Source organism: Confluentibacter citreus, assembly GCF_002807055.1.
Taxonomy (GTDB): domain Bacteria; phylum Bacteroidota; class Bacteroidia; order Flavobacteriales; family Flavobacteriaceae; genus Confluentibacter; species Confluentibacter citreus.
The window spans coordinates 1-12811 of the sequence record NZ_NIXN01000002.1; the positions used below are offsets into that span (position 1 = coordinate 1).

General features: G+C 36.6%; 4 protein-coding genes. All 4 read right to left on the reverse strand.

Annotation, left to right across the window (positions count from 1 at the left end; all coding sequences use genetic code 11):
• Positions 1-7094: beta strand repeat-containing protein (locus CDH49_RS05810; protein WP_100614517.1), on the reverse strand; the 7094-nt coding region annotated here is incomplete at its 3' end.
• A gap of 74 nt (positions 7095-7168) precedes the next feature.
• The gene (locus CDH49_RS05815; RefSeq protein ID WP_239970593.1) at positions 7169-9586 is read right to left on the reverse strand and encodes a PorP/SprF family type IX secretion system membrane protein; all 2418 of its coding nucleotides are present in this window, start codon (positions 9584-9586) and stop codon (positions 7169-7171) included.
• Positions 9587-9608: 22 nt separating this feature from the next.
• The gene (locus CDH49_RS05820; RefSeq protein ID WP_100614519.1) at positions 9609-11036 is read right to left on the reverse strand and encodes a T9SS type B sorting domain-containing protein; all 1428 of its coding nucleotides are present in this window, start codon (positions 11034-11036) and stop codon (positions 9609-9611) included.
• Positions 11037-11216: 180 nt separating this feature from the next.
• Positions 11217-12551 carry a hypothetical protein gene (locus tag CDH49_RS05825; RefSeq protein WP_100614520.1) on the reverse strand — a complete coding sequence of 445 codons (1335 nt, stop codon included), beginning with the start codon at positions 12549-12551 and terminating at the stop codon, positions 11217-11219.
• Between the last annotated feature and the right edge of the window lie 260 nt (positions 12552-12811).

Sequence of the window (12811 nt, forward strand, 5' to 3'; positions counted from 1 at the left end):
TTGACTATACTGAATGTATTCGACGTTTGAATTGTTCCTTCTGGCAACATTTGGTAACTAAAGTCGCCCGAACCTCCCGTGACGGTTATACTTATTGAACCTGTATTGTTGCAATCAATTGGCGTAACAATAACTGCTACCGCCTCTGTTAATGCAGGTAGAGGTGTGATTGAAACCGTATTGGAAGCAATACATCCATTGGCGTCTTTTACAAAAATATTTATTGTTTGGGGGATACCTATATCAATAATATCAAACGTATTTGTTGATAAGTAATTGGTCCCATTAATGCTATATACATATGGAGCTGTTCCCCCTACCTCTGAAATGGTAAGAGAAGATGTGTTTACAGAATTATCGGGAGCACAAGCAAAATCCGTTGCTGTTCCCGTAACGGTCAAAAGCGTAGGCTCACCAATGGTTTCTTGTAGTGTTAAACTACAATCTCTACTTGAGGTTACCGTAATATCATAAATTCCAGCTGGTAAGCCTGTAAAAATATTTGAATATTGTGGCCCAACTGAAACTGGTCCCGAAATACTATAGGTATAAGGCGGATTATTATTACCTGCAGCTAAGGTTACTATTATTACACCATCACTTCCACCATTACAACTTACATCATTTGCAGAAGTTGTAAAGGTTACAGGTGTTGGCGTTTCCAAACTAATAGGTGTTTGTGATGAACAGTTCGTAGTGGTATCTGTAATTTCTACAATGTAATCTCCATCTGGAATATCTGTAAAGTCTGCCCCAGAAATTGTATAGGTTGTTGGGTTTCCTAGGCTATCCAAAACAGCAAAGCTATAATTGCCACTGCCTCCATTACCTGTAACTGTAATAATACCGCCTACAGTACATGATGGTTGTGCACCAACAACTGCATTTACCTGTATTGGTGGATAAATTGTAATAGTGTCTGTTGCTGTACAGCCATTTCCATCCCTAATAGTCATTGTATAGGTTCCTGGAGTAGATACCGTAAAGGTTGGGTTGGGTTGGAAATTAACACCATCAATACTATAACTAACCGGTGTTATTTCGCTTCCTCCAGGTGTGGCCGTGAGGGTATATGAATTACCAGTAGATGAACATTGATCTATTGCCAAAGTTGGCAAAGTTACAGAAGGCAATGGATCGGCAGCAATCACAACATCCAGAGGCGTTGCAACGGCACATCCATTTGCATCCCTTACATATACATCCCAATTGGTATTTACGGTATAATCTAAAACCGCCAAATTGTTTGTTGTCCAATCGCCCACAGAAGGTAACGCACCATCCTGAACAAAAGCGTATTCATAAGGAAGTACTCCTCCACTACCATTCACAACAACTTGTGCATCTTGGTTACAGTTTGCATTGGTGTTAACCACTTCGGCCAATAATAGCTCGGTAGGTTCTATAATTCTGAAATTGATAAATGCCGTACATTGTGTTGAACTTAGGTCTGTTTCAGTAACCAATAAATAATAATCACCAGGTCCTAAACCAATAACTGTGTCACTATAATCTGCACCTGACAACCCTGCTGCGTTACCTGTTATTCCTGTTGTTATATTTGTTAAATCATTAAAAACCTCCCAAGACAAAGCGTCTCCCGTATAAGCAGATATGGTAAAATCAAACGTACCATTAGTATCCCCTAAACAGGCTACGCTATTGGCTGTACCAGATAAGGCCATTGGGGATGGACTATCCACTGCCGGAACTTGCTCTATATAAGTACATCCTGTACTGGTGTCCAATACTTCAAAAACATAGCTCACTCCAAATTGTAAACCAGAAAACTGATGGTTTCTCTCGTTTGGTGAAACATCCGATGTTGGCATTCCGTTAGGATCTACACCATCAGTAGGGTCAAAAGTTGGAGTTCCATCATAAATACGTACCCTAAAAGGACCAACCCCATTTACGATTTCTATGTTATAGTCAACCCCTGTTAAACAACTACCAGAAGCATCAGTATCAATATAAAGCGCATCAACATCTGAAGCAACTTGATATGGCCCAAAATTGTATTCACAACCATTGGCATCAACCACTCTTAAATAATAATTTCCAAAAGCCAAACCGTTAAATGTAACACTTGCACTTGCTGTTGGCCCTACTGGATTTGTAGACGATGTTGTGGCAAGATTTCCAGAACCATCCAATAAAGTATACGTATAATTTCCTGTACCACCAGCAACGCCTGAAATTGTAATAGCCCCCAAAACATTACCACTACCACTACACGTAATAGGTGTTATAACCGCAGAACCTAAAGTAACAGCACTAGGCTCGTTAACCGTAGCAACGCCATTAAATTCGCAAGCATTGCTGTCCCTGACTATATAATTATACGTTCCAGCAGATAACCCACTGTAAACTGTTTGAGAAGAGAATGGAGCACCATTAAAACTTATTTGGTAAGGAGGTGCTCCAACGGTTTCGTCAACATCTATAGTTACAACACCACTGTTATCACTACTACAAAATACATCCAATACATTTGCTGTTGCCGAAGGATTTGTAATTGGCTGTATTATAACAACATTAGTTTCTGCCGTACAACCTAGCGCATCTGTAATCCTATATTGGTAATTTCCTACTTGGGTGTTGTTGTATGTATAGGCTGGAGTTCCAATAGATGTAAATGTTCCACCGTTAAATGATACTTCGTAAGTGAAAGGTGGCGTACCTCCCAATACCGTAACATCAACTTCTGCATCAGGGGTAGCCGTACAATCCAATCCTTTGGTTAAAACTGCGGTTGCCGTTAATTGATTAGCAATAGTTTGGGTAGGTACATTAAATGTACATCCATAAGCATCCCTAACGGTTATATCGTAGTTTCCTGGAATCAAATTGGCAAATGTATTATTGGAAACAAACGCACTGCTATTAATACTATATTCGTAAGGTGCTTGTCCATCGGAAGCATTTACTATAATGGTGGCACCACTTCCACTATAACATAAATCGGATGTAGCATCTATGGTTGCCGTTGGTGTGCTTGGAGCATTTAATGTAAATGATGTTGTGGTTTCACATCCTTTTGAATCGGTAACTGTAGCCGTATAAGTTCCTATTTGGGACAAGCCTGCAAAAATATTACTGCCTTGAGGACCTAAAACCGTGTTATCGGGCTGTAAAAGTTGGTATGTATAGCCACCCCAGCCACCAGTAGCACTAATAACCACACTACCATCGGCATTACATGTTATGAGTGACGTGTTTGATGTAGCACTTAATACCGTAGTTGGTTCGTTTATTGTTACTAAAGCTGTAGCCGTGCAATTGGTTGTTGCATCAGTTACCAATATAGTATAACTTCCAGCTAATAAGCCTGTTAAATCAATAGGAAATATTCCAGCTATTGATGCCCCTCCATTAATGGTATATGTAAAGTTTGTAGTACCAGAAACTGTAAATCTGGCAGATCCATCAGATGCGCCTAAACAAGAAACATCACTTATGGCTTGCCCCACTACACTTATTGTTGGTAATGGTGGGATATTATAGGTTTCCGAATAGGTACAATTATTAGCATCCCTTACTTGAAACGTATAGGTTCCTGGTGCTAACCCCGAAAAAACATTGGATGTCTGATAAGCTGTAGCCGATCCCGATGGCGCTATTATTTGGTATTCCAATGGTCCCGTACCTCCCGTTACACTTGTTATGGTAACATCCGTTGTGTTGGATGGACAGCTCAATGGCGTATTGCTGAATGACATGTCTGTTGGGGGGTCTAATGGATCAATGGTCACTGGTGCTGTTATAAATGTACAGCCGCTAGCATCTATTATGGTGACGTTATACGTACCATTTGTTAATCCTGAAAATGTTAATCCAGACTGAAAATTAACCCCATCAATACTGTACGTATATGGTGCCGTTCCTCCAGAAACCCCAGAGATGGTTATAACACCATTAATTGTACATGTATAAGGAGTTGTTAATGTTGCTGTTCCAGTAATTGCAGGTGGTATGTCTATAGTGACCGTTTGTGGTGCAGTGTTACATACGCTGCCACCCAATGAATATTGAACCACTACATCATAGGTTCCCACAGCTAAATTGGTAAATACCGATGAACTATAGAAAGTGGTTCCATTATCAATACTGTACATTAAACTGTTTCCGTTCGCATTAGTAACGTTAATGTTTATGGTACCTGTATCGCCAGAATCCGAACAAGCAATATCTGTGGCGGTTAAGGTAAATTCTGGTGCTGGTACACCTTCAACTATAATCGAAGTTTCGGCAGAACAGTTATTGGAATCTACAACTGTAATTGTGTAGATGCCAGGAGTACTTATAGGTATTACGGGCGAATCCAGAGAATCAGCTGCTCCATTCACATAATATATGTAGGGCGGTGTTCCTCCGTTTGGATATACTGTTATCTCACCATCGGTACAAGTTAAAGGCTGTGTTAATGCCGCCGTAGCCGTTAATAATGGGGGCTCTATTATCTCAATATCTTCAGAATAAGTACAGCCATCATCTGTTGAAACGTTCACCGTATAGGTGCCCGGGTTTAAAGAGGTAAATGTATGGTCGCTTTCCATAACAGGACCTACACTATTTACCAAAGTTCCACCTAAATAAATACTATAATAATATTGAGGGAGCGCATTATTTGCGGCTATGATAATACTCCCTTTTTCCCCATAGCAATAAGGTTGAATTACAGTTGTTGATACGGTAAAATCCCTTTCCCTAACATATACACTGGGCGTTTGGAATATACAAGGATTTGTATTTACGCCAATTTGTCTGATATAAACCGTGTAATATCCCGCTGAATTAATAGGAAACACATTGCTTGTTTGATAATCGGTTCCATTGATGCTGTATTCGTATCCACTTGGTACCCCACCTACTGTTACTTCTCCTGGGGTAGTACACAAAATATCCGTTGCCGTAATTGTAGGGTTTAATAAGTTTTGGTATACATTAAAATAAAAAATATTGAAACAACCTCCAGGATAATTTATAACTAACCTAAATTGCCCAGATGTATTTGCAACATAATTAGACCCGGTAGCTACCTGATTCCAATTACAAGTATCATTTTCATTGGCACAATTGTCCACTGCCATTGCTGGACAGCTGGTTTCATCCAATTGTTCCCAAATAATTGAAACAGCATCACTAATACCTGTATTAATTGCCCTCGAATCGTTTGCGCCACATAAGAAAATGTTGGGCAATTCCTTTCCATCATTGGGACAAATAACCACTTCATCTGCAAAAGGGATAACAGGATTGGTTACGCCTGCACCGTAAGTAATAACATTTATTTGTTCATCTATAGACAAACAATTAGCTGGTGCTGTATTTCTCACATAATATGTCCCCGATTCTGTTGCGGTATATGTTTGCCCTGTACCAATAACTGGAGTTCCTGTTGGACTTGTGGACCACGAATAGCTTTCATAACCGTCAGAGGCCGTTAAAAGTATGCTGGTACCACACAAAACTTCAGTTCTTTCAAAAATACAATCAGAAATATCCACTAAAAAGTTGGTAGCCATAGGTGTTCCCAAACATTCTGTAGAGGCAAAACTTCCTTCATCTTGAATTATTTCAGGATTAATAACCCCTCTATACGTGGCAAAGGCCTGATTAAGGATTTCATTAGAACAAGCCTGGCTTAAATCGTAACAGTTAGGCACAATCTGAACGGCCAAACGTATTGTAAACTTTGGGTCGTTTATTTCTACCGATGTATCGGGAATATTAAAAATAAGGGTTCTTGTTACCGGATCGTATGATTGTAAAGTGGCGCCTCCTGCGTTGGTTAAATCGATGTCTGTTGCCGGATTAAAAATAACATTTTCTGGAAGTACGTCTTTTATTGTAAATTGTGTTACATTATCATTGCCCGTACTTTGGTAAGTGATTTCATAAAATAATCTTTGGCCTAAATCAACCTCTTCGCCTCCAATGTCATTTCCAGAAGCATCAAGCACAGTTTTAGTTAAATCTATATCTGGTGCAATAATATCTACGGCAAAAGCACTAAAAAAGGCATACACAGGATCTGCTTGTCCCCTAGCCACCTGCAAACGAAAGTCAGCAGAGTCAACATTATTCTTAATGTATGCAGGATTGGCATTTTTAAGCTCTAAAAAACCTGTATCATATCCCAAGGTGTTTTCGTTAAAAGGATTTCTAGGATAAGTAACCGCATTAACAGGTTCTAAATTCGTGTTCTCTATAACAGAACCAAAAAATCTATTTGCAGGACCTCTTAGAGGGGTTGTTACTTCCTTACCGTTGATTTCCAATTTATTTGCTCGTCTAGTCCTATCACCATCTAATGCACCATAGGCAAATTGCAAATCGATACTACCAGCTTGAGGCGTTCTAAATCCTGTAACGGGAATTATTAACTGTTGTCCATCATAAATGTGGCTAAAACCATCATAGGTGGTAAAAGATTTTGTTTGGAGTTCTGGATCTTCATAAATTACCAAAAGGGTCCAGCCTGCACTTAACCCTGTAGAATTATTGAAACCTTGACTTGATAGAATATCTGCTATTGTATATGTCCCTTCAATATTCGTTAAGCCAGAGATAATATCGGTAACATTAGCATAACAGGCATATGGAGTATTACCTGGCTCGTTGGGTACAGAAATTATTGGATTTGCTATGGCATCATAAACAATTTCACCCGTAATATTGGTATATGTAGAACTTCCTGGTGTTTTTAACTTGATTTGATTAATATTTTCCCTGCTGCCAGATTGCAAAAATGACCCCCAATACAATGCGGCATAGGCCACACGATAACAATCTGTGGAACTGCCGTCTGCATGATTTGGTAAAATAAGATCTGCACTACTGGAATTAAAAGTAGCCGCATCATTATCAATATCAATATACCGCATATTGATATCCTGATTATCGGCATTATTGTTATTAAATGGCTGGTTACTTTCGCTGAGAATATTGTTTCCTATAACCAACATACTACCCCTTACATCAACTTTTTCCCTTACCACAAAAGGTTTGTAGGTTTGGGCTATGCTATTAAAACAAGTTAATATAAATAAAACAACAAACGTTGATTTAAAATAAGTAGGTTTCTTCATGGTGTTAATTTTCGTGATTTCTTTCCTTTAATTGGGGTTTAAGGAAAAAAGATCTATACATGCTGTTTCATATACTAATTTTCTATTTTGATCATAGACATTTTACTGTTATATGGTTTATTATCCTTTGTTTTTAAAGCATTATTTGCAGCTTCTATGGTTTCAAATTTTTGATAGTAAATAAAATATTTACTGGTGTTAACATCATAAAAGAAGTTAATATCATTTTGTCCAGATGCTACCACTTTAGTTAAAAATTCATCACGTTTTGCAACGTCACTATGTACCGCAAGTACGGCATAATAGCCACTTTCCACATTGCTAACTCCTTTTAATATTTGTATGTTATCACTTCGTTCTTCTCCAAAATCAAAATCATTTTCTTCAATTGGAACAGTACTTAAAGTCGTATTTTGTTTTATAACATTTAATGCCGCTCTATCTTTTAAATATCTATCTTGCTCACTATCAAAAGCAGCTCGCTTAATTCTTCGTTTTCTTTCAATCTCTGTAGCTTCTTTAATGCCTTCTAATGTTGTTAGCAAATTATCTTTAGTAATCACTGCTTGTAATTGTTCTGCTTTCAGTGCGTTTATTCTACTTAAATATGAAGCTTTCATGGAATCATCTGCATTTGCATTTTTATTATACAAATCTTCCATCTGTCTTATTTTAGCATTCTGCGCTTTTATAACATTTTCAATATCAATTTTTAAAGATTCTAGGGCAGCATTTTCTGCTGAAACACTTTTAAAAGGTTTAGGTTCTGAGTAAATGCCTTGTTCGCTTAAATCGTTTTCTTCTTTTAAATCTTTAAGATCTTGTTCTTTACGTGCTACAGTTTCTCGTAGTTTTATTAATAATTCATGCTGCTCTATACTAGAGTCTGCTGTTAATGGACTAACCTTTTCAGTTTCATTAGTTTTATTTTTCCCTTGGGCTTCCACAACAACATCGTCTAAGTCCACTTGGCCTATAGAATCGTTTACTTCTTCCTTAACTTCATTTTGAAGCGCTTCTTGCTCTAATTTTATCCTAGCTTCTTCGTCCGCTTTGACTTGAGCCTGTTCTTGCTCTAACTTAATTCTGGCTTCTTCATCTGCTTTAGCCTGAGCTTGTTCTTGTTCTAATTTTAGTCTAGCTTCTTCGGCTGATTTAGCTTGTGCCTGTTGTTGCTCTAACTTAATTTGGGCTTCTTCGGCTGCTTTAGCCTGAGTTTGTTCTTGTTCTAATTTTAGTCTAGCTTCTTCGTCTACCTTGGCTTGAGTCTGTTGCTGTTCTAACTTAATTTGGGCTTCTTCGGCTGCTTTGGCTTGAGCTTGCTCCTCCTCTAACTTAATTCTGGTTTCTTCGTCTGCCCTAGCTTGTGCCTGTTGTTGCTCCAACTTAATTTGGGCTTCTTCGGCCGCTTTGGCTTGAGCTTGTTCCTGCTCTAACTTAATTCTGGTTTCTTCTGTTGATTCAGATTGAACTTCAGGAACAGCATTAACATTTGTATTTCTAACCGTTCTTGTGGTTGGTGTTCTTTTTGCAGCAACAGTTCTTGATTTTTTTACAGGCGTAATTAAAGCGCCTTCATCATCATCTCCGCTGTAATTATATCTATATCGGTTTTTAAATTTATATGCTAAAGTGATTTCATGAGAACTACCAAACATTGATAAATCGCCTATAGCCTTTTCGTAATTATATTCTAAAGCAATCTGGGAACTAACATTAAATCCAACACCTCCAGATAAACCAAATAATGTATTGTACCCGGCTTGTGCCCAGAAACCTTTTGGGACCGTAAACATGGCGATACCAGAAATAACTGTTTGATCTTTTTTGAATTCCGACCTAACTAAACCAGAGAATTTTGTTTCATCAAAAAAACCACGACTGTTTACATACCCAGTATACATAACATGAGCCTGAACACTTTGCTCTGGGTTGTCTTCAATGAGCCTTGAGGTCGTAAAATTGTATGATGCCAAATTGTTTAGCGACACGCCTACATCAAAAAATGCCATTCCATAATTAATACCAGGATTTACAGTAATCACTGTATTGGACGGTATATTCTGTAATGATGGATCTGGAAAATTTGTTACAACGTTTCCTTCATTAATGCCACTTTTATAGGCACCTAAATTCATACCAAAAGTTAAATTACTGTCTCTATCAAGTACCACGTTGTAAGCATAATTAAATACACCTCCAAATGTGGTTAATACCCCATAATTTTGCTGAAACAATCCAACGCCAATACCAGAATTTTCACTAAATCTTCCAGAATAACTAAATAAATACGTTTGTGGTGCATTATCAAATTGCATCCATTCTCTTTTATTTGTAAAAGTGACATGTTTATTCTGTTCCCTTACAAAACTAAATGTAGGGTTGATAACGTATTTATTAAACTTTAATGAATTTCTAACAGGTAAAGCCAATGCCACAACACCGTCTTCTTGAGAATTGGATTGTTGCACTATGGACAAAAATAAAATCATATATATAAAATATTTTACCATGTTACTTCACTACCGTTATTGATCCTTTTTTGGTTTGGTTATTTTGCGTTGTTATTATATAGTAATAAACAGGATTGATATCTTTAAAATCTATTTGGTTCTGTGGCCAGTTGTTTTGATAATCCGTTGTTTTCAAAACAATTTTGCCCTGAGAGCTTATTATGATAACTTCTGTATTTGTTCCAGCTACGTACTGTTGGGGAATGACCCAAGTATCGTTGATGCCATCTCCATTCGGACTAATTAAATTGGGAATATTCGTCACATTTGGAAATGCTTCGGTTACAGTAAAAACATGTTCATTTGAAGCTATGCAACCACTTGTTTGATTTATTACAACCCTATAGTTGCCTGTTTGAGTCACTTCAAAACTACTTCCCGTTGCACTTGGAATAATAGCATCATTCAAATACCATTCGAATTCAGGATTTGTAGCATCAGTCGTTACATTAGCCATTAAGGTATTACCTTCATTCAACACATTCGTATCAGAAACATCAATGCTGCTTGTAAAGCCATTGTTTTCAAGGTCTATGGATGCATTTGTAACACAATTACCTAAATCTATGGTAACGGAATAAGTACCAGATTCATTGGTTACATAGGTTTGATTCGTTGCGCCTGAAATGGCGACACCATCTTTAAACCATTGGTAACTATTACCATTTATCGTACTTAGTGTTGTAGAACCTTCGTTTAAACAATAAGGATTTCCTAGACTGGAATTAATCGACGAAGAGGCTCCCGAAGACGCTTGACTGATAGTAACCCTATTTGAAAACGAGTTGGATGTACAAGTGCCATAATTTGTTTCGGCAAAATAGGTTCCTGCTTCGGTAACAGCTAAAGTGTTTCCAGATGCTACAAAAACAGATGTTGTGGGGCTCGTTTCTCTATACCAATTGAATGTAAGCGAAGGATATTGCAATGGCGAATCATTTGACCCAGTTCCAGGATTATCTATGGTTAATAGATAACTTCCCCCTGCACAATATGCACCTGTTTCTATCAAATTATTAATAGTGAATGGCGTATCTTGGATTTTATAATATGCCGCAAATTCGTTTGATGGCGTACTAGTTGCCACTGGCGCAGTACTTTTAATCCTAACCCTATAGGCTTCACCACTAGTTGTGGTTGGTAAAGAAAAACTTAAAGTAGCTGGTGATACTGTCACTGCGCCTTGTGCCGATGTAAAAACCGTTGTTGGGTTTGTGAAACTACCTGAAGCATCTGAAAGTTCTACTACAAATTGATTTGTGGCGGACAGTCCAGACTCCGGTGAAAAGGAAAAAGTTACGTTATAAGTATTAAATGTAGGGCTCGCACAAGCTTGGGTAAAACCTAAATTAGGCTTCGCTATAACTATTTGGGCATTAATAGTTTTAGTAAAAGAAAAAATTAAAATAATAATAGTAAAATTCTTCATTCCATATTTTTTTCTTTATCAGATAAATTTTAAAAAAATTACCGTTCTATGATATTTAGCCCATTGTTATGATAACCAAACATGGCTACCTTAATCAAAAAAATTCTTGCTTTTGGTTTGTTAGGGATTAAACTAGAAAACATGTGAAGCCAAGATTTTATCGATTAATATTACTTTGTATTAATCGTTAATACCTGTATCTTCTGCCGCAAAATGATCTTTAGATGCAATTATTTTATTAATCCTTAATCTAAAATCAGGCTTTTTATCATTCTTTAAATCAATAAAGGTTTCTGCATTATTACTTTTAGCGTACACATTAAAAAAGGCACTATTACCATACCAGTTCTCTAGGTCTTCATTATTGGAATTGTTTTCTACAAAAATATTGCCGTTGCAATTGTTAAAATACATATTAGAAAACTTGATTTTTTCTAAATTTTCTTGATTAATGAAAATGGTATCTTGGAACAATACAGCTGGATTAAAACCAGAGATTACACTTGTACTCATATTAAGTGATGAATTCTGACCAACGTATACAGCCTCTTTTACTAAACCTTTATCTATATCAGCTTTTATGTTATCACTATCGGTTACCAATGTTATATTTTCAGCAACTACCATAGTTCCATTTTTACTAAAATCCACTTCTTCCTTTTTATTATATGAAGAAATCTGTATACATCTGGAACCATAACTACTTGACACATAAGGTGATCTTACCGCTAGTGAATTATGTAATTTTGAATTCGCTCCATAATTAAATTTAAAATCATTACCGCTAGATCTATAAGAAACTAATTTGTTTAAATTAACTTGTCCTCCATATATTTCAAAAGAATTCCCTGCCGAATAACTAACCATAATATTCTCAATGACGGTTTTACTACCTGTGCAAGCCAATAGCAGACCATTAAAATAGTCATTATTGCTTATTCTTTTACCAGCGAATTCTATTCTAACATATTTCAATATCCCAGAGTTACTTTCTGGATCTGATCCTCCAAAATTTGTATTAGCATAAGCCGATGGTGTTAAATCTGTATGATATGATGCCACAGATCCATTGCCAAATTTGTTAGTAGGCGCATCTCCAAGTATAATTAGACCACCCCAATCTCCTGCTCTTTTCACACTTCTATTTGACGTGAAAATAATGGGATCCGTTTCTAAACCCTCTGCAATTATTTTAGATCCTTTGGAAATGGTAAGAGACGCTTTGGATGCAAAATCCCCTATGATTACGGTTCCAGGTTCTATGGTTAGTGTTGCTCCATTTGTTACAAAAACACTACCCAATAGCAAATAGGTATCCCTTTTAACCAATTTTGTATCTTTATCTATATTACCGGCTATTATTTGAGTGGGCTCATCGTAACTGTTTTGGTTCGGTTTAAATTCGGCCCAATTGTACAACCAATTATTGGCGCCTATTATTCCTTTTTCCTGCTGAGCAAAGACATTTCCAATTACAAAAAGAAATATCAACAATAATTGAGTAAAATTTTTCATGACTAAATAAATTTGTGTTAAAAAACTAAACAAGAATTTTCAACGAATTAATGCTCAAAAATAAAATAAAATCCTATGAAATACCAAATATTTCGTTAAAATACACAAAATAAGTGAATTCACTGTCAAATATATTCGATGAACGACACAAAATTGTTGATAAAAAAATCACTTTTCATTAAAATCAACAATTTACGTTTTCCTTCAACTATGACTTTAAATAATAAAACTTAATTTTTTATGTGATTAATATATAAGTT